Source organism: Neptunomonas japonica JAMM 1380 (genome assembly GCF_016592555.1).
GTDB lineage: Bacteria > Pseudomonadota > Gammaproteobacteria > Pseudomonadales > Balneatricaceae > Neptunomonas > Neptunomonas japonica_A.
In genome coordinates this window covers 835,584-856,036 of record NZ_AP014546.1, presented here as the reverse complement: position 1 = coordinate 856,036, position 20,453 = coordinate 835,584, and the positions used below count along the sequence as shown (strand labels likewise).

Here is a 20,453-nt window from a genome sequence, read left to right as displayed (position 1 = left end):
AGCTCCTATACATTTATGCAGGTATATAGATCTCTGCCTGACCATTAATCACAACTTTATCAGATACAGTACAAACAGTTTTAAATTGAACTCTACGTCGCAACGCGTCAACAGATTTAACTTCAATAGAAGCGATGACTGTATCGCCTATATAGACAGGACGCAGAAATTTCAAATTCTGGGAGACATATACACAACCAGGACCTGGCAACCTCATACCAAATAATGCAGAGAAGAACCCTGCAGACATTAAGCCATGTGCAATTCGCTTACCAAAATGAGAGGATTCAGCATAGTGATCACTGACATGAACAGGGTTATGGTCGCCTGATAAACCCGCATACGCTTTAACGTCGGCGTCTGTAATTGTTTGGGAATAACTAGCCTTCATTCCTTCACAAATATCCTCTATAGGAATATTACCTAGAATTAGCTCTGTCATTTACCACCCAATCCTACTCGTCGTAATGGCTTCGCAGGGTTGCCTACAACAACCGCACCATCTGCTACATTCTTGGTTACAACCGCACCCATGCCAACAACTGCTCCCTTACCAATCACAAGAGGTTTACCCGGCTGACCTTGCTTTATTATCGCACCTGTACCTATATATGCATTATCAGCAATCACAATATTTCCATTACACTTCACTGCTGGAGCAAAAGTAACGTAATCACCGATAACACAATCATGTGCAACATAACTATAAATATTTGCTTGGAAGCCTTTACCGATTCGAATATTAGAAGTCAGTGTTACAAAAGGGCATAAAATACTTCCTTTTCCAATCAAAACATTATCCATTTTAAATACATTTGCAGCCTCCACACTAAGCATTCCCAAGCCATCGGAAGAACAGCGCTCTGTAATCAGAGTACGTATAGATGCATCAGCAATTGCTACTACCACATACTTTTCTACAGCGGTTAACAATAGAAATTGAGTGTAGCTCAACACAACATGTCCATTTAATATGTCAGATTGCGGTGAGTCATCAACAAAATAAATATCGCTTAGAGGCACTCCATTAGATTGTAACTGCTGCCTTACCAAAGGCATTACTTCTCGACCAAAGCCGCTAGCACCAAACACAGCATATATTGCATTACTCATTGTCGTTACCTTTTGGCGCACCTACAAACTTCGACATTGTCACTTCACCCTCAGCACTAATGCCATCACGAAGAATAACTTTTCTGATTGTCATAAGCAGTATTTTAATATCCAGCCAAACAGAGCGATTATCCACATACCAAACATCTAAGATAAACTTGGCGTCCCAACTAATTGCATTGCGACCATTAACTTGCGCCCAGCCAGTAATACCAGGCCTCACATTATGTCGGCGGGCCTGGTCCTCTGTATAAAGAGGTAAATATTCTACCAGTAGAGGTCTGGGTCCGACCAAGCTCATATCACCTTTCAACACATTTATCAGCCCCGGCAGCTCATCAAGGCTTGATGAACGTAAAAAACTACCAAATCTCGTCATGCGCTGCTCATCGGGCAATATAACTCCGTCCTTATCAAGACTATTGAGCATTGTCCTAAACTTCATCATTTTAAAAACTTTTTCACGTAATCCAGGCCGCTCTTGAATAAAGATTATAGGCGACCCTAATTTGAAATAAATCAGTATTGATATGACAAAAATCACAGGCAACAATGCGAGCAAAGCAAATAAAGCTATACAAAAATCGAAGCACCTTTTCACCTCTTAGCTCCTTCAACCCACGTAACCCATTGCTCAGCCAAAACTTGACGATCAAATTCTTTTGCAGCTAAAACCTGAGCATTTAGCCCCATCATAGGTAATAAAGCACGATTATCGGCGGCATGCTCAAGTGCATCAGCAAAAGCTGATGCACTTTCTGGTGGAACCGAATAGCCAATGTCATTATCAATGATCATCTCAGCAAGCCAACCAGGGTAATTATTCAATACTGGTAGTCCAGCTGATATGTAGTCAAAAAACTTATTGGGCGATGTACCAAAATAAAATGCGGGTACATTTGCCAGTAACTGTAAACCGATGTCAGCTGAAGCCATCAACTCAGCCAGTTTTTTCTTATTTACTGGGGGGTAGAAAAGCACATTTTCAAGCTGCTCGACATTTGCTCGCTGTTGTAACTTAGACTTTAATTTTCCTTGCCCTATTAAAACTATCTTAATATCTAGACGGCCACGTTTTTTTAACTCTATAGCAGCATCAAGTGCAGCATCTAAACCATTAGCCACACCATGAGTACCCGCAAAAACAGCCATTAAGTCAGTTTTCTCAACCCCCTCAGGCCGCCATGGTTTAATGTTTCCAGAAAAGATGGATAAGTCACAGCCGTTAGGAATTAATACAACGTCCTCACCTTTGATACCTCTTTTTTGAATACCCTCAACAATTCCAGGGGACAAACCGATACAGCGATAAGCAGATCGATAAGAAAGCCACTCTAAAATAGACAGGGCTGATAAAACTATAGGGTTAGTAATGACACCCATTTCTCTTGGCAATTCGGGCCAAAGATCGCGCACTTCAAATACGAAAGGTTTTCTACGTAACCAGCGAGCAAAAATCCCCGGTATTCCAGCCGTGAGAGGGGTCGATGTAGCAAACAATACATCATAGTTATGCGTTAAAGAAACACCGATACTTTTTAGAGCAAATTTTAAGAAAGTAGAAGCACGGGCGGTTAAGCCATCAGCATTAGAGTAAGCCAAATCAAATTCGATAATATCTATTCCATCAACCGTCCCTATACGCTTACCCGATAGGAAAGGGCCTTCTAAGCCGGTTTGGCCTCCGCCGTAACTACCACAAACCATAGTAACTTGATGGCCATGAGAAATAAGCCGGCGCGCCATTTCATAGGAACGAATTCCAACAGAACCTTCTGGTGTGGAAAAATGCTGATGAAAATAAAGAATACGCATAATTAAAAAATTATTTCCGTTGTGATATGGCCAGCCTGTTCTATTTCAACTTCCAAAACAGGTAATTCAGATTCTTGATAGTAATACTTAGACTCAAACCCATGTACTAATTCCAATCGTGTAATAGATACATCAGCGCTAATTTGAATACGAAATTTAGGGCTTATAAGGGTATAACCTATTAATTCCCACTCTCCCGGCTGTAAGCGCCAACGTAAAATAGCACTACTTTTAAAGCCACTTACAGCATCAATCACTTGAAAGCTATTATCGCTCAGGGAGAGGTATCGTTTATGAGTACAACCGAGCCCGTCTTGGTATGATGCTGAAAACATAGTACATTCTTTATTCTCAACCACCCCTGATTTCTCTTTCGTTTTAAGCCAATTCCCCAATAAGAAACGACTTAAACGAGGCATCTGCTGATGCGAATCAAACTGCACGGTATTGTGACTCTCAACTCCACCGTAGTAATCGATAAATTTTTGACCTGCGTTATAGCTGTAAGTCCCGCCATCTCGAAGAATATTCTCGCCGTAGTACCAAAAATCAACATGTAACGCATCGCACTGACTGGGCCTAAATTTAAAGTGCGGATAGTTAAGTACAGCAAAAACATGCTTTCTTCTCAACAAAGCATAGCCGCCACCTTCTAAGTCTACTGAAGTAGCTTCTTCTATCTCTATGCTTGGTTTAGAGTAACCCAGCCATTGTAATGGTAAATCCCAGTCGCCGGCTTCAGGATAAGCAGACTTACCCAAGAAAACACATGAAGCAAGTTGAACACAAGGCCTAAAATCACGATAGTCAGTACCCGTTAGGGGCAACAACCGAGCGCCGTCATTTGCACCTAAGTTTGGAGCATCTCCTGATATTCTTTGAGTCATCTGGAAAAGCCACAAAATAGCAACGTCTAACTTAGCGTATAAATGCGGGCTGAACGCCGGTAAAGCTAGCTCTTTACGCCAAACTTCTGCCATGCAGAATGTATCTAACATTACGCGATGATAAGTCATTGAGTATTGACTGAAACTACCATCACTCTCAATGAGTCGTTCAGCCCTATTTTCAAGCCACTTACGACCTTGTTTTTCCCATTTTAGGCCGTCAATATCACCATTAATAGACAGCCAGCTTCCACCGATAAATAACGCAGCAGCCTCTGAAGTGCCATGGTTATTATCTTGAGCAATAGCATACATAATAGTTGGTGATATACGTTTGAGGTGCGCTTTAACAAGCGCCATCAGTACAATGCTGCTTCTTTGTGACTGTCCTAAAATTTTTGCCGCCATAGCTAAATGCATAACACGAATGGATGCTTCTTGACCGCACTTCCAGTTAATACCTAAATATGGAGGGTTTTTAGATAACCAGTCATTCAACCAGAGGTTCAAACGGTTTAAATCATTTTCATTACCGTTAGCTGCACTTTGGGCATAGCAGAGGACCCAGTCAAATCGAGATGCTTCCCATATCCCTTTAATGTCACCTATGTTTTTATCAAAATCTGAAATAAGAAACCACGGTTTTTTTTCGTAGCATACAGAGTCATGAGTCAAACAGTTCAACTGCCAATTAGGCACGCCCAGAACACTACTCTTTTTCCCAAAAAAAGTATGTGCACCAAGCCATTGATCGTTCACTTTCAGGTGCTGTATCTGACCTTTGTATGGAAGAAAGAAATCACCCAATTCCGTTTGAGCATTAATTTTTCTTACTGAGTTCAATCCAGTAGATATACCTATTTTATAGACAATAAAGCGTAAAAAATTCACAACACCTAATGAAAGTGCTGTTTTCACTTTAATAATAAACACTATTGCGCACGCAACTGTTCAGCAATTTCAATTGTTACCTTGGCGACTTCAAATAGCTCATTAGCATCTATCGGAGCTTCACTGCCTGCTTTAATACTATCTAAAAAGGCAGCAACACACGCATTCTGCCCTTTATCTTGCTTCCACAAATTCATTTTTTTGAAACCTTTCCAACCATAGCCTGTCAGCTTCCTAAAATTATCGAGCTGCAAAGTGCCACCCGCTGCAAAAACTTCAATTCGCTCTTTAGGAAAGCTTGCCGAGCCATTGGCCAAATAATGTATAGTTCCAAAAGAACCATCCGCAAAGCCCAATATAATAGCCGCTTTATCCTCCACTATATCAATGCCTTCAACCTGTCCCATTCGCCTGGCTTGAACCGATACAATTTTGGAACCTGCTAAAAAACGCATTAAATCAACGAAATGGCACGCTTCACCAATAATTCGCCCTCCTCCTATCAAATTATCCTGAGTCCAGTGCTCTGAAGGTATGCGGCCGGCATTCATTGTCATAATAAAACTTTTAGGTTCTTTTATCGGCTCGAGTAACGCTTTCATTTTTTGTATTTGGGGTGAGAATCTACGGTTAAACCCAACCATTAGCCTTGGCGCTTTGTTTTCTAACAATTTTTGGTTATATATTTCTTTGACGAGATTTAATTCATTATGAGTAATAGCTAATGGCTTTTCGACAAATACATTTTTATTTTCTTTCAATGCCTCAACAACAAAACTTGCATGGCTGCTATGTCGAGTCGCAATAGCTATAGTATTAATGCTGTTATTGCTTATCATAGATGAAGTATCAGTGGTCGCTTCTGAAAAACCTGCTTTACCGCCATGTATTACCCCATTAACTCCTCCAGATGTAGCAATACTATGCATTTCAGCACCGGCTGCTTTAAAGGCAGGAATTAACACTCTAGATGCATAATTGCCAGCACCTACAAAGCCTACAATAGGCCCCTCTTTTTGATATTCAGAAACGGGAGTTAGATTAACAGTGGCTACATGCCGAGAAGACAGACTACTCGTGTATTGCAACAAAATACCCAAAGCTGTGCTATCGGCTACTAACAAATCATAAGCTTTAGCAGAATCTTCAAATTTAAATCGATGACTAATCAGCTCCTTAACATTAAGGGCTCCACTGCCCATCATATCGAGTATCGCTTCAAAGTTTCGTTGCTCAGTCCAGCGAACAAACGCTAATGGGTAGTCTTGTCCAGCCTCTTCGTAGCTAGGGTCATATCGACCTGGCCCATATGAACAGGACACTTGAAAACTAAGCTCTTTTTCATAAAAATCTGCTCTATCTAACTCTAAACCAATCACACCAACTAACACTATACGGCCACGCTTACGGCTCATTCTTGCTGCTTGAGTAATAGGATCATTCGATTTAGTAGAAGCGGTAATGATGACCCCATCAACACCAACACCACGACTAAAGGCCATACCAGCGGCAACCGGGTCTTCACCTTTGCCAGGATTACAAACTTCTGCACCAAATTTATGAGCAAGCTCTAATTTTGAATCATCAAAATCAATAGCAAGTACACGACACCCCTGCGCCCTCAACAACTGCACAGTAAGTAACCCAATTAAACCAACACCGGTTACAACAAAACACTCACCTATAGTTGGCTCAGCTAGTCGCAAACCCTGAAGCCCAATACTTGCCACAACAGTAAAAACTGCTTCATCATCAGTTACGCTCTCTGGTATCTTTGCGCAAAGATTTTTACCTACACGAACTACATCAGAATGCGGGCCATTAGAAACAACACGATCGCCCACTTTAAACCCATCAGTATTCTTTCCTAGGTCGGCAATAACGCCTACATTGCAGTAACCAAGAGGCAAAGGTTGTGCTAACTTTGACTTTACTGCATCTATCGTTGTCATCAGTCCATCTGTTTGTACTTTCTCAAGCACCATTTTGACTTTATCAGGCTGCTGTCTCGCTTTTTCAACTAAACTGGCTTTACCAAAACCAACCAACATTCGCTCAGTTCCAGCTGAAATCAAGGTAGTCGTTGTATTTATGACTAGGTTACCTTGGGTAGCTTGAGGTGTAGGAGACTCAACAATAGTAGATCCACCTTTTATCATATCCTGCAAAACCTGTTTCATTTATAAACCCATCAGCCATATATTATTGGTTTTATTTTATCAAAATTACAATTTAGATAAAAAATTAATCTACAAATCACTCACAAGCAAGAATTCAATAATTTCAATTTTCAGAATAGAATTTCTTCAAATCACCCTTAACATCTTGATTTAAATTATTAGAAAAATTCATTAACTTTACTCTAAAGTCATCCAACTCATTATTAATAAATTTATCATAAACATCTTCAAAACTATCAACCACTGAATTTTCAACAACAGAGACGACACCTGAAGAAATCAAAATATCGTATGCTGATAATTGACTCACTATTGGCAAGACACCTGCGGATATAGACTCTAAAATCGATGAAGATAACTGGTCAGATTTTGGTATAGAAATAGAGCAACTGGATCTATTAAAACACTCTACTAGCTCACTTTCAGCAACAAACCCTTTAACAAACTCAACACTAGCTCCCAACCCATAACTATCTACTTTATTGTAAATAAGTTCAGCATATTTAGGATCGAGATCACCTTCCAACAATATAAGTTTGGCATTAGCGCTAGGAACTTTCTTAACAAACTCATAAAACCCATCGATTATAAGATCAGTATTATATAACTCTCCAATACGTCTATTAGAAAATATTATGAATTGCTTTTTTTCAGTAATAGTTGATTTTGAAAAGGCATCATTAACACCTAGGGAAAAATTAAATATTTTATTTTGAGAAATCTTTAACTCTTCAATAAGATAACATTTCATTTTTTGCGTTGTAGATGACACTCTTAATGCTTTATCAAGTATCATCTTTATGACTCTATAATAGAGAGCGCTCTTATGATCGCAAGAATAGATTTCACTGCCATAGGTTGTGAGGTAGTAATCTCGCCCTGACAGATATGCAACTAACCCGTATCCGGACGTGTTATGAGCATGTAACAAGCCAATATATTTTCTGCTACAGCGTAAATAAAGTCCGGCATAGATATACTGTAACAACTTGAATTTTCTTAAAATTGGAAGACCTATGTAACTAATGTTGGCCTCCGGCTTAACCGGCCCATCAACATCTATAGTAAGAACATCAACATCAACATTAATTTCTTTATTTTTATAAAGCCATTGCCTTACATGAGGGCTATAGGCATTAGCTAAGAAATACACTTTTTTCATACTACTCTCCTGCTAGTAATAAGCAGATAAAATGTTGATGCAACATATGCACTCCCTAACGACAAATATATCGGAGCAGGTGCATATACAGACCCAACAAATACAATAACCAGCAACCACAAAATAGATGACATAAACAAACTTTCATATTGCCTTTTAGCCATTACTATTTGAATAAAATAAGCATTAACAGCGCCTAACACCGCCACCCATAAAAACGACCTCAGCAAGTCAATTTGTTCAATTAATGGGGCATCTACATATAAAGAAAAAATATCGAATGAAAAAACACTACCAAGAACAGCAAGACTACTACTTAACAATACATAAAAAAGCAACGGTAAGCTTTTCCAGCGAAAACCTACTTCTTTAGACTTCGATAATAGTTCAACTAAACGCGGCACAACCAAAGCACCTAGGATCCCTGGTAAAAACAAAGACATTGAGAACATCTGAAAACCTACTGCAAAGCCTAACATTTGAGATTCCGAAGCACCACTATCGTAATCGACCTTTAATAGGTACATCCCCAGCATTGGAATACAACCAAACATTGAGAGCATTGCAAAACTCTTTTTATTAATTTTCAATACAGACAATATTTTGAAAACTTTTACTTCAATAACATCTTTCAATACATAGAGACACCAAAAAAACCATAACATTGAGTAGGTAGTTAAAAAAACCAAATAAGACTCAGAAAAAATAACTACTAAAAATGAAGCAACAAAAACAACCGCAGCAGTAAACAACCAACAAAGACCGGCTTTAACATTTTCTTTATTTCTATTAAGAACTGCACAATATAAATTAATACCAAGATAACCTGATGAGTAACACAGCACTAAAAGGCTTTCAAAAAAAGAATACAAGTTAAAATAAATAAAATCTGCGGTAGCGAATAACAAATAAAGAATAACCAAAACAAAAAACGAAAAACCGCTGTACTCTGTAGTATTGTTTTTATCTTCAGAACTAATTATTAAAGACTGAGCACCCTGCGAAGAAAAAGAAATTAAAATATTACTTATCAAAAGAAAAGAAACAAAATCAGATAACCCCTCGCCCAAAAAAGCAGTAAGGACAATACCAATTAAAATTGGTGACAAACGAGCAGCAGCAACTCCAGCACTAAAAACAAGTGGTGATAATAGTAAAGAAGCCTTGCTTGATAAAATACGACTCAATAGACCCTACCTTATGGGACTAGCTCACAAAAAACAAAAGGGTGTTTATTTACTAAACACCCTAATAATTCAACAAAAAATAATAGTATTTATCTATTAGCTATATACCAAGGCATCGCTATTTCAATCCCTTCTGATATGCGGTAATTAGGAGAGTAACCAAGCTTCTCTGCCGCCTTGTTTATATCAGCTTGAGAATGTTTTACATCACCAACTCTGAAGTCACGATAAATTCGATCAACTTGATATACAACACTGTTATTTTCGAGTGCATTTTTCAGCTCATCGAATAATTCATTAAGTGTTGTTCTATCACCAACCGCAACGTTATACACTTCATTCTTAACATTCTCATCAGCAGTTGAAGCCAACAAATTTGCTTGCACTGCATTTTCGATATAACAAAAATCTCTACTCGTTTCACCATCACCATTAATGAAAATTTCTTCACCGCTAATCATAGAGTCAGCCCATTTAGGTATAACGGCAGCATAAGCACCATTTGGGTTTTGACGTTTACCAAAAACATTAAAATAGCGCAGCCCTATTGTATTAAAACCATAAGTGCGAGAAAAAACATCGGCATACAGTTCATTGACATATTTTGTTACGGCATAAGGAGATAATGGATTACCTATGTTTTCTTCTACCTTAGGTAAGGCAGGATGATCACCATAAGTTGAGCTACTTGCGGCATAAGTAAAGCTTGTAACTTTTGCATCGCGCGCTGCTACCAGCATATTTAAAAAGCCACTAATATTTGTTTCATTAGTCGCAATAGGGTCATCAATTGAACGTGGCACAGACCCCAATGCAGCTTGATGAAGTACATAATCCACACCGGCACAGGCAGTATGGCAATCTCTCAGCTGACGAATATCTCCTTCAATAAATTGAAAGCACGCCCATTGCTCAGCGCTCACCTGGGATTCAACCTCGTCTAGGTTATGTTGAAACCCCGTTGCAAAATTATCTAAGCCAACTACTCGCTGATTCAATTTCAGCAATGTTTCCAATAAATTAGAGCCAATAAAGCCAGCCACACCTGTTACTAACCACGTTTTAGGGCTAGCCAACAGTTCTGTTTTAATCTGTTCGTAACGAGTCATTTTATTTCCTTAAAGACGAAGGTCGGCAGCATCGGCTGGTAGAATATATTTAAGATCATAAAGAACATGCTCAGTCTTGCCGAATGCACGAATACCTTCAACACCTATCTCTTTAAACTGCTTATGAGCTACTGCGATAATTACTGCATCATAAGCCCCCTGAGCAGGTACTGATACTGGGGTGATGTTGTACTCATGCTCTGCATCAGCAGCATTAATCCATGGGTCATAGCAGTCAACATTAATGCCATAATCTGAAAGCTCACCTACAATATCAACTACTTTCGTGTTTCTCAGGTCAGGGCAATCTTCTTTAAAAGTAAGACCTAATACCAGCACACGAGCACCATCTACTTGAATTCTCTTCTTCAACATAGATTTAACTAATTGGCTTACAACATAAGCACCCATACCATCATTCAAACGTCGCCCAGCTAAAATTATCTCGGGATGATAGCCAACAGATTGAGCTTTATGAGTTAGATAGTAGGGATCTACACCTATGCAATGACCGCCAACCAAGCCCGGACGAAATGGCAAGAAGTTCCACTTAGTCCCAGCTGCTTTGAGGACCTCTTCAGTATCGATATCTAGCTTATTAAAAATCACTGCGAGTTCGTTGATCAAACCAATATTGACATCACGTTGCGTGTTCTCAATAACCTTAGCAGCTTCAGCTACTTTGATAGAGCTTGCTTTATAAGTCCCTGCTGTGATGATTGAGCGGTAAAGGTTGTCAACAAAATCAGCAACCTCCGGTGTTGAACCCGAAGTTACCTTTAGGATGCTGGTAACACGGTGTTCTTTATCGCCTGGGTTAATTCGCTCAGGGCTATATCCACAGTAAAAATCCTTATTAAACACAAGGCCAGATTCACGCTCTAAAACAGGCACACATTCCTCTTCTGTAGCTCCTGGATACACAGTGGATTCATAAATGACAACATCGCCCTGCTTCAGAGCCTTCCCAATCACTGCACTCGCTTTTAGCAATGGAGTAAGATCAGGTTGTTTATGCTCATTGATTGGAGTGGGCACTGTCACAATGAACACATTACATTTTTTAAGTGCATCGATTTCAGAGCTATATGTTAACAGTGATGCTTGTACAAGCTCTTCCTTACTGACTTCTAAAGTACTATCAAAACCGCCTTGCAACTCTTCTAATCGAGCTTTATTAATATCAAAACCCAATGTTGGTATGTGCTTACCAAACTCGGCAGCCAGCGGAAGTCCAACATAACCTAAACCAAGAATTGCTATACGAGTATCATGAGTTGTAAAGTTCATCGAAATGCCTTTCAATAAAAAGCTCGAAAAAGAGCCAAATGTCATTAAATTCAGTTAATTAATATTTACTCAATATGAGATTATTTTTAAACCACTCTTTTTTGAGATCAAATATTCAAAAGAAGCAATAAACTAGCCATACAGCCTTAAAGAGTAGTTCACATAAGGCCGGAAATCTTCTTTTAATTTATAAGATAGCTGGCAAGTTTAGCACAGCAAAAAGGCCTGTACTATGCTGCACTCCTCACCAAAAAAAAATGATAATCCATTATCAATATTCACTGTTTAGTCAGGTAATGTTAACCTTTACACCTCGCATTTCCAGGCTCATTTTGCGCTATATTCGATCCCCACTCTTTCTTACCTTACAATACACTTTTTAACTAACGAATAGGCTTTAAATGAAGCAACATCATGCCCGGCTTGCCTGGTCCGAAGGAACGCTACTTTCGGAATCATTCGGTGATTTTTATTGCAGCCTTGCAGATGGTATTGCTGAAAGTCGATACGTATTTATTGATGGCAATAAATTATCCGAACGCTGCAATGAAAAGCTAATGAGCGATCTAACAATTGCTGAAACAGGCTTTGGGACCGGCTCAAACTTACTTTGCACCCTAGACACATTAAACCAACTACCTACACCCCATCTACATGGAGCGCATTTCATTTCGACCGAGCTGCATCCTCTTACATACATCGACTTAAAAAAAGTACTCACACAACAACCTCAATTCCAACACTATGCAAAGCAGTTGCTGGAGCAATACCCTCCTTATATTCAGGGTATGCATCGCTTCATCTTCGATAAAGGCCGTTTTTATTTAACCCTTTGTATTGGCGATGCAGCTACTAGCTTACAGCGCATCGACTCTGCGATTGATGCGTGGTATCTCGATGGTTTTTCCCCGGCAAAAAACCCTGCCATGTGGAGCCAAGAACTTTTTTTTCATGTCGCTAGGCTTACAAAAAACAACGGAACACTAGCTACTTACGCGGCTGCTAGCTTTGTTAGAAAAGGGTTGGCTGAAGAAGGCTTTGATATTAAGAAAAGACCAGGCTTTGGGAAGAAAAGAGACATGCTCTCAGGAACAATGACTCAACCCAAAACAGCGACAACACCAACAAAACTCCCCTGGTTTACTCTCCCTAAAATCAAGAAACCAAGAAGCGCTATTATTATAGGGGCAGGACTTGCAGGCTGCAGTACGGCAGAAGCCCTCGCCCGAAGAGGCATCAAAGTCCAGTTAATTGATCGCTGTAATGACATTTGCCAAGAAGCCTCCGGGAATCGTCAAGGAGCGCTTTATGCAAAACTACCAACCAAGCCCACATTGGGAGGGGAGTTACACCTGTGTGGCCTAGAATATACCCTGCGACTGCTGGGCACTTATCAATGCTTAGATAATCAAACAGCATCACAATGCGGTGTATTACAGCTCGCCATGTCTGAAAAAGAAGCAACGAAGCAAAATGCTATCGCAGACAGTGGAGATTACTCTAGCGATGTGGTTTCTCTTAAATCAGCTACTGAAGCTTCGCAAATTGCCGGTACGCCCATAGCACACCAAGCATTATTTTTTCCAAGAGCTGGATGGGTACAACCCAAAGCTTTTTGCGAAAAAATAACTGATCATCCAAAAATACAATTAACACTTTCCACAACGATCTCATCATTAACCCAAACATCTGATCAACGTTGGGCAGTGCTAGATCATAACAATCAAATGCATGCTGCCGATATTGTTATTGTTGCATCTGCAGCCCATGCAAAAGAGTTTGAACAACTCAATCACTTACCTATTAAAAAGATCCGTGGACAAGTCTCTATTAGTCAAACTGATGACTCCCAAAGTGAGTTACAAACGGTTATCTGCGGTGAAGGCTATATATCTCCCCCCTTAAACAACCTTTATACCTTCGGCGCAACATTTGATCTACACGACCAGTCTCCACAGGTAAGAGAGGCCGACCACCATAGTAATTTAAGTATGATATCCAATGCGGCCAGCTCTTTTGCGAGACACCTTCCGCCCCCTAATCACTGGAACGGAAGAGTCGGTTACCGATGCTCAACACCTGATTATTTACCTATTGCAGGCCCAGCACCCGTCGCTGCAGCTTATTTTGAACAATACGCTAAGTTACGGGATGATAAAAATTGGAGGTTTAAGAATGCCCCCCCTGAATTACATAAGGGTCTTTACCTGAATGTAGGACACGGCTCTAAAGGCCTAATTACTGCACCGCTAATAGCAGAGTATCTGGCTTCAAGCATATGCTCTGAACCGCTGCCTATCCCACGAGAGATAAGCCAAGCACTGCACCCGGCACGCTTTATCATCAAGTCACTTATTAAAGGAAAGAAATAGATGGCTACTATCAAGGAGTTGCAATAACAGCCGATACTCAAGCCATGAGCTAATATAAACAAGGTAGTAACCTATGGAAAACAACCTATGTCGTTAATAGTAATTGACCACGGCAACCGAATTGAAACGCCGGTGAAGTCGGTTTTCCCAACCCGTGGCGTCGAAAGCACTGCACCTTCCAAAGGCCTACACGACAGTGCAGGCATAGAAAAAAAGGTACACGCCGACGGTGAAAACTTTACTCACATCCTAAACAAAGAATCAGCCAAACAGCCACAAGAACAATCAGCAAATACTTACAGTGCGCTCAACCCTGAAAAAAAGAAACCGCAAGCTACCAAACTTAAAGCTGCCCAGGTAATGAGTCATCCTGTTCATACTATTGCTCGCGAAGTAACCTTCAAAACAGCATGGGCAAGAATGCAGGAGTTACATGTCAGCCATTTAATGGTGACAGATGCAGAAGACGACCCTGTTGGTATCATTTCACATATCGATATCATAGAGCACGGCAAAGACTCGCCCGTTAGCATTGCCAACTTCTATACTCAACAGCTGATTGCTGCATCTCCAGAAACAGACATCTCCGTTATTTCATCTAGCTTCATAGAATATGAAATTAACGCGATGCCAGTTTTTAATGAGAGCAACCAACTCCTCGGTATAGTGTGTCGTTCAGACCTTTTACGTTTATTAATCAGTGGATCGCATATTGAAAGCTGGGCGTAAACAATTAAGCGGTTAGCAAAAACCAAGGAATGATTTTAATCTTGAAACAAAAACTGATACTCAAGAGCTTAGCCTTTTAGGCGTTCACTCAACACCAAGTTAACTTCATCTGTCGCTTCGTTAAACAAGACTACGATTTCTTTATTTTTCAATTTCTTCTTAACTTGCTCCACACGCGAAATAAGAGGCGTCTCTTCGTAGCCATAATCAGTACCATCGCGTGTAACAAACTCTTCTATCAAACCCTCTAAAGCTTCAGCAGAAATAGACTCTATTGGCACTATCATGACGAAACCACTCCATAAGACACTAATAACGCCACAAACGCTTTTTCGTCTAACACTAACACACCTAGAGATTCTGCTTTTGCCAGCTTACTACCTGCCCCTGGCCCTGCGACTACGCAGTCAGTTTTTTTCGAAACACTGCCAGACACTTTAGCGCCTAACTGCTGCAACTTTGCTTTAGCATCATCTCGACTCATTAGTTCAAGTGTACCAGTCAGAACATACACTTTATTAAGTAAAGGCTGGTTTTCCAGTGGCATTGACTCTTGCTGCAGCCAATGAACGCCCGCTTCTGTCAAGGCAGTAACCACTTCAAGATTATGCGTTTGCTGGAAAAACGTTCTGATATGGTGCGCTACTACTTCTCCCACATCAGGCACGGCCAATAATTGCTCCTCATTCGCAGCAACTACGGCATCGAGATCACCATAAACGTTGGCTAAATTTCGTGCAGTGGCCTCTCCCACCTCACGAATACCTAACGAATAGATAAAACGAGCCAATGTTGTTGATTTAGACTTTTCAATGGCAACCAAAAGGTTATCTGCTGATTTAGCTCCCATCCTCTCTAGGCCCGCTATGTCGGCATGCTTCAATAGATAAATATCAGCAATAGATTTTAATAAGTCTTTATCTACTAGCGCATCAATCAGTTTCTCACCAAGACCGTCAATATTCATGGCCTTACGGGACGCATAATGGCGTAAAGCCTCTTTACGTTGCGCCGAGCAACTCAAGCCACCACTACAACGCGCAATCGCTTCACCTTCAATTTTTTCTATGTCTGATCCACAAACAGGACAACGCTTCGGAAAACAGACCTCTTTGGCATCAGCCGGACGCTTGTCAGCAACCACTCTAACGACTTTAGGAATTACTTCACCGGCGCGATGGATAACAACCCAGTCCTTTACGTGCAAATCCAATCGCTCGATTTCATCCATATTATGCAGCGTTGCATTACTGACAGTAACACCACCGACAAAAACGGGTTGTAAGCGAGCGACAGGCGTAATAGCGCCTGTACGGCCTACCTGAAACTCCACACTATCAACTTGAGTCATCTCTTCTTGTGCAGGAAACTTATGCGCAATGGCCCAACGCGGGTATCTTGATACAAAGCCAAGGTTTTTTTGTAACTGGTATTGATCTACCTTGAATACCAAACCGTCTATCTCATAAGGAAGGGTATTTCTCAACTCGGCCATGCGTTGATAATAGCCAAAACAACCTTCTGCACCTTCGACTAATTCAAGGTAGCGACTTATCTTGAAACCCCAACGGTTCAACTGCTGCATAGAACCCACATGAGTATCTGGCATTACACCACCAGAAAAGACGCCAATACCATAGCAGCACATTTCTAATGGCCGCGTAGCTGTAATACGTGCGTCCAATTGACGTAAGCTTCCTGCTGCCGCATTTCGAGGATTAACAAATGCTTTCTCGCCTTTAGCCAACGCGCGCTTATTCAACGCATTAAAACCCGCTTTAGGCATATAAATTTCGCCACGTACCTCAAGGCGTTCAGGGATACCTTCACCCATAAGCCTTAACGGAATAGAAGGAATCGTTCTAACATTGTGCGTGATATTTTCACCGGTTGAGCCATCGCCACGCGTTGCGCCTCTGATCAGTTCTCCCTTTTCATACATCAAGCTAACAGCAATACCATCAAGCTTAGGCTCACAGGCATAAGGAATTTCTAGCAAACCATCTAAGCGCTCACGTACACGCCGATCAAAGTCACGCAAATCTTCTTCAGAGAAAGCATTATCAAGTGATAGCATCGACATTTCATGCTTAACTTCTTCAAATCCGCTTATAGGCGTACTACCTACTCGCTGAGTCGGTGAGTCATCTGATATAAGTTCAGGATGAGTCTGCTCTAAAGCCTGTAACTGCTTAAATAGTCGATCGTACTCAGCATCGGGGATACTTGGTTCATCTTGTACGTGGTACCGGTAATTATGCTGATCAATCTCAGCGCGAAGCTGCTTAATTTCTATCAATATATCAGCCATAGCAGCATCACCCTGAAACAATGTTTTATTATCAGACATAAGGTATTTTGGAACTATATTATATGAACAAGCGCACTAAAGCCTTTTGAGGTTCTGGGTATACTTATACTCAAAAGAACCATCAAAAGACCAACAGATTAAATTAAGAATATCTTAAGAAAGATTACGTCGGTGAAGGTTATGCATTTCGAATTCGCGGATACGTTCACGGTAATGCGCTTTGGTTTGTGGACGCATCACTGAACGATTTTCATCTAGCAGATCACCTCCCAAATGCTTTGAAACCGTTTCGGCTGTTGCTAACATACACTCAAAGGCATTCTTAGCATCTTCAGGTTCACTCATCGACATAAAGAAACTAACACCCGGCGTCGTCATCTCGGACATATGATCTAAATCGAATGTTCCTGGGTTAACCGCATTTGCCATACTAAACTGCACAGGGCCCTTGTCGACACCTTCTTCAAATCGATGAAACAAATTCATATCACCAAAGCGCATCCCACACGCCAGTACGACTTGAAGCAGTGTTTGTCCATCTAAAGGCTGCTGTTTTCCAACCACCGTTATGACTAACACTTCTTCAGGTTCAGGAGCTTGTTCAAGAGCTTTACGCTCACTCCTAGCACTATCTAAATGCTCACTTTCAAACAGAGAGTCTTGTTCGGGCTTGAGCTCTAAATCTTCAACCGTAGATTCTGTAATCGAATTACTCTCATGCTCTGTATCAATAACAGGCTCACCAATGTTGTCAGCATTAGCATTATGTAAAACCTTCGGCTCCTCATAGTGAGCAACACTTTCAGTTTCTTGATGCTCAATATGAGATTCAGAACCAAGTTCCAGATTCGCTCCTGAAAGACTATCACTATCATCGTCACTAGGTACCTGCTCATCAGGATAGAAGAACATCTCTTCTTGCGATTGTTGCGGACTATCGTCAGCCTGCTTCTCAGAGGCCTGACGCATCAGCACTGTAATGGGCTGCTCAAGATCTAGGTATTCAGACTTTTCAGGAACTGCTGGCTCATTATCGCTTGTATTGTGCTCTGCTGGTGTCGTATCTAATTGCTCAACCGTTGCTTGCCTAACAGGAGATAATATTTCAGGAATATCATCAAATAAAGGATCTAGCTCTACAGGCAGCTCTTCTGGCTGAGAGTAAGGCTGCTCAGCTACATGTTCAGGCGATTCGTTATAATCAAACTCAGGCTGCGGCTTTGAAGCTAGAGCATTTGAGTGGTTACTTTCTGACTGATGATAAGCAACCTTAGGATTTTCTTCTGTTTTATAAGTGCTTTCTGTTTGGGGCTCAGCTTTAGACTCAACACGATCATTCAAATGATCAAATCCAGGATCAATTCGCTCCGATGTGTTTAAAGGTTTTCTCTCATGAACGTAAGACTGATCATGATAATCATCTGGCAATGCCCTAGCACCGCCATTGGGTAACTCTGGATTATGAGCGCCCTCAGCCACATCAGTATCGTCAGAGTCTGTAAAATCTCTGTCAATATCAATTTTCAAAGTGTTACGTTGTCCTTTCATCCGGCGCCAGCCATCGAAAATAATTAGGCCGATAAGCAGAAGCCCCCCAATTATTAACCACTCTTTTAAGCCGATATCCATGTTTAAACACTTGCCTCAGAAAACATTAACTCAATCATACGCTTACTATAAACCGAACAGCCTTACTGAACAATCTGATCGATAAGAAGGTTTACCGGTTCAGATAGTTCTTTAACTGAAACCAGAACATTTGCTGACTGTAAATCACCTGCTACAGCCTCAGGTTGGCCAGTCATGGAAATTCGTGCCGCTATTTCAACATTCGGATGCAAAGACAGCTTTGCTTGCGGCGTCATTGCTAAACTATCATCAAGCGTTATCATTGTTGGTAATTCGCCAACCGTTAAGCGCACTGCAGCTACCGGCATTCTTCCTCCAACAGGCTTAGCAAAGACAAAAACAACCTGATCTGCTGATAACTGATCACTTAACTGTGGATCTATAGCTACGTTCAGCTGAACTGAAGCACTCGCAAGCTCTGGAACATCAGGTACAGCCTTACCCTCTTTAGCTAGTTGCTCCAATGCTCTTTGAATGCCTGTTTTTAAAGACTCTGCAGCCCCAGGCTCTGCATTAGCCAAAGCCTTTCGCCAGTAAGCGATAGCATCTTCCAAACGAGACTGCTCAAAGGCATCTATTCCCAACAAACCTAAAGAGGTTACTTCCAACGGTTCTCGGTCCAGCGTACGCTGAATTTGCTGCCTTACTTCCTGATCCATTTTGCCACCTTTAGCAAAGTACAGACCTTGAGCATACTGCCCCATCACACCAACATACTGAGGTGCATCATTGGGTAATATATCAAGAACGCGCTTAAAACTTGAGACGCCTTCCTCAAACTTACCCAAATTCATATACGTTGTCGCTAAGATGTACCACCCTTCAGCATTTTCTGGATTTTCCTTAAGCTCACTCACCAACATCTGAATTGCTTCATCAACTGTCGGTTGCTTACCATTCTCAAAATCAAACTGTTTGGGATGATCTATAGCCACCTGTAACTGTCGCGCACTTCCATATTCAAAATACAATCCAAAAGCAATAACAGGTACAAGCAATGCCATCAACGTAACAGTCACTAATTGCTTTGTGCCAATCGGATTTTCAACAACAGCTGAATCATCTTCACTGGCATCTTCTAACAGGTTCTTTTCAAGCTCTAATTTTAAAGCGTCATACTCTTGGTCTTGCAAATTACCTGCAGCACGCTCCGCATCTAATTCAGATAAGCGCTCTTGAAATATATCGATATTTTTATGCTTACGACCAACTTCAGCTACCGTCTGTTGCGTTCTCTTTGCTTTAATAAAAGGAATAAAAATAAACGAAAGCGCTACCAATGTGAGTAGTGCTATACCTAGCCATAATTGAATCATTTAGACTTTCCCTTATCCAGCAGTGTTGCTAAACGTGCTTTATCTTGTTCGTTCAATTTCTTATCTATAACAGCTGTTTTTTTACGTTTACGGGTGAGCATTAAGAGCACAACAGCACCGATCGCAAGCAAGACAAAAGGGCCATACCACAAAATCCATGTATTACCTGTCACTCGAGGTCGATAGAGCACAAACTCTCCGTAACGAGCCACCATAAAATCAACAATTTGCCCATCACTTTGACCGTCCTCCACCATCCGATATATTTCTCTGCGTAAATCAGAAGCTATAGGAGAGTTTGACCCTGCCAAGTTTTGATTCTGACATTTCGGACAGCGTAACTCATTGGTCAATTGTTGGAAGCGCTCGCGCGTTGCATCATCTTTAAATTCATATGTATCAATGGTTGCAGTAGCAGCCATTGAGAACAGCAATGTAAAAATTACTATAACTAATCTCATC

Annotated in this window: 17 protein-coding genes; 2 read left to right on the top strand and 15 right to left on the bottom strand. The window is 40.9% G+C overall.

The genetic code is table 11. The features are described 5' to 3' along the window. Positions 1-13 precede the first annotated feature (13 nt). The 10 genes from NEJAP_RS03890 to tviB form a co-directional block, all read right to left on the bottom strand. Positions 14-442 (bottom strand): MaoC family dehydratase, encoded by a 429-nt coding sequence (locus tag NEJAP_RS03890; protein ID WP_201349388.1) that lies wholly within the window; start codon positions 440-442, stop codon positions 14-16. Continuing rightward, positions 439-1,113, bottom strand: a complete 675-nt coding sequence (locus NEJAP_RS03885) for an acetyltransferase (protein ID WP_201349387.1) — start codon at positions 1,111-1,113, stop codon at positions 439-441. The genes NEJAP_RS03890 and NEJAP_RS03885 overlap by 4 nt, the downstream gene beginning before the upstream one ends. After that, positions 1,106-1,714 carry a sugar transferase gene (locus NEJAP_RS03880; protein WP_201349386.1) on the bottom strand — a complete coding sequence of 203 codons (609 nt, stop codon included), beginning with the start codon at positions 1,712-1,714 and terminating at the stop codon, positions 1,106-1,108. The genes NEJAP_RS03885 and NEJAP_RS03880 overlap by 8 nt, the downstream gene beginning before the upstream one ends. Continuing rightward, positions 1,711-2,928: a glycosyltransferase family 4 protein gene (locus NEJAP_RS03875; RefSeq protein WP_201349385.1), complete on the bottom strand. Its 1,218-nt coding sequence runs from the start codon at positions 2,926-2,928 to the stop codon at positions 1,711-1,713. Before NEJAP_RS03875 ends, NEJAP_RS03880 begins: the two co-directional genes overlap by 4 nt. Positions 2,929-2,930: 2 nt before the next feature. After that, positions 2,931-4,748 carry a heparinase II/III family protein gene (locus NEJAP_RS03870; RefSeq protein ID WP_201349384.1) on the bottom strand — a complete coding sequence of 606 codons (1,818 nt, stop codon included), beginning with the start codon at positions 4,746-4,748 and terminating at the stop codon, positions 2,931-2,933. After that, positions 4,748-6,886: a bi-domain-containing oxidoreductase gene (locus NEJAP_RS03865; protein WP_201349383.1), complete on the bottom strand. Its 2,139-nt coding sequence runs from the start codon at positions 6,884-6,886 to the stop codon at positions 4,748-4,750. Before NEJAP_RS03865 ends, NEJAP_RS03870 begins: the two co-directional genes overlap by 1 nt. 103 nt (positions 6,887-6,989) lie before the next feature. Continuing rightward, the gene (locus tag NEJAP_RS03860; RefSeq protein ID WP_201349382.1) at positions 6,990-8,048 is read right to left on the bottom strand and encodes a glycosyltransferase; all 1,059 of its coding nucleotides are present in this window, start codon (positions 8,046-8,048) and stop codon (positions 6,990-6,992) included. After that, positions 8,045-9,235, bottom strand: a complete 1,191-nt coding sequence (locus NEJAP_RS03855) for a hypothetical protein (RefSeq protein WP_201349381.1) — start codon at positions 9,233-9,235, stop codon at positions 8,045-8,047. Before NEJAP_RS03855 ends, NEJAP_RS03860 begins: the two co-directional genes overlap by 4 nt. Positions 9,236-9,324: 89 nt before the next feature. Further along, entirely contained in the window at positions 9,325-10,344 is a 1,020-nt protein-coding gene (locus NEJAP_RS03850; RefSeq protein ID WP_201349380.1) for an NAD-dependent epimerase/dehydratase family protein, read from the bottom strand. A gap of 9 nt (positions 10,345-10,353) precedes the next feature. After that, the gene (gene tviB, locus NEJAP_RS03845) at positions 10,354-11,634 is read right to left on the bottom strand and encodes a Vi polysaccharide biosynthesis UDP-N-acetylglucosamine C-6 dehydrogenase TviB (RefSeq protein ID WP_201349379.1); all 1,281 of its coding nucleotides are present in this window, start codon (positions 11,632-11,634) and stop codon (positions 10,354-10,356) included. A 401-nt stretch (positions 11,635-12,035) separates the two neighbouring features. Between tviB and mnmC the strand changes: the two genes are divergently transcribed. Beyond that, on the top strand, positions 12,036-14,006 hold the full coding sequence (gene mnmC / locus NEJAP_RS03840) for a bifunctional tRNA (5-methylaminomethyl-2-thiouridine)(34)-methyltransferase MnmD/FAD-dependent 5-carboxymethylaminomethyl-2-thiouridine(34) oxidoreductase MnmC (RefSeq protein ID WP_201349378.1): 1,971 nt from the start codon (positions 12,036-12,038) through the stop codon (positions 14,004-14,006). A gap of 87 nt (positions 14,007-14,093) precedes the next feature. Then, the gene (locus tag NEJAP_RS03835; RefSeq protein WP_201349377.1) at positions 14,094-14,735 is read left to right on the top strand and encodes an HPP family protein; all 642 of its coding nucleotides are present in this window, start codon (positions 14,094-14,096) and stop codon (positions 14,733-14,735) included. 68 nt (positions 14,736-14,803) lie between these two features. Here NEJAP_RS03835 and NEJAP_RS03830 read toward each other — a convergent pair whose 3' ends face one another. The 5 genes from NEJAP_RS03830 to NEJAP_RS03810 form a co-directional block, all read right to left on the bottom strand. After that, positions 14,804-15,022, bottom strand: coding sequence for a YheU family protein (locus NEJAP_RS03830; RefSeq protein ID WP_201349376.1), 219 nt, complete (start codon positions 15,020-15,022; stop codon positions 14,804-14,806). Continuing rightward, entirely contained in the window at positions 15,019-17,085 is a 2,067-nt protein-coding gene (gene ligA / locus NEJAP_RS03825; protein ID WP_236591054.1) for an NAD-dependent DNA ligase LigA, read from the bottom strand. Before ligA ends, NEJAP_RS03830 begins: the two co-directional genes overlap by 4 nt. A 114-nt stretch (positions 17,086-17,199) precedes the next feature. Further along, a complete protein-coding gene (gene zipA, locus NEJAP_RS03820; protein WP_201349375.1) occupies positions 17,200-18,675 on the bottom strand; it encodes a cell division protein ZipA in 1,476 nt (491 codons plus the stop codon). A 62-nt stretch (positions 18,676-18,737) separates the two neighbouring features. Beyond that, positions 18,738-19,991 carry a c-type cytochrome biogenesis protein CcmI gene (gene ccmI, locus NEJAP_RS03815; RefSeq protein ID WP_201349374.1) on the bottom strand — a complete coding sequence of 418 codons (1,254 nt, stop codon included), beginning with the start codon at positions 19,989-19,991 and terminating at the stop codon, positions 18,738-18,740. Next, entirely contained in the window at positions 19,988-20,452 is a 465-nt protein-coding gene (locus tag NEJAP_RS03810) for a cytochrome c-type biogenesis protein (RefSeq protein ID WP_201349373.1), read from the bottom strand. Before NEJAP_RS03810 ends, ccmI begins: the two co-directional genes overlap by 4 nt. Position 20,453: the final 1 nt, after the last annotated feature.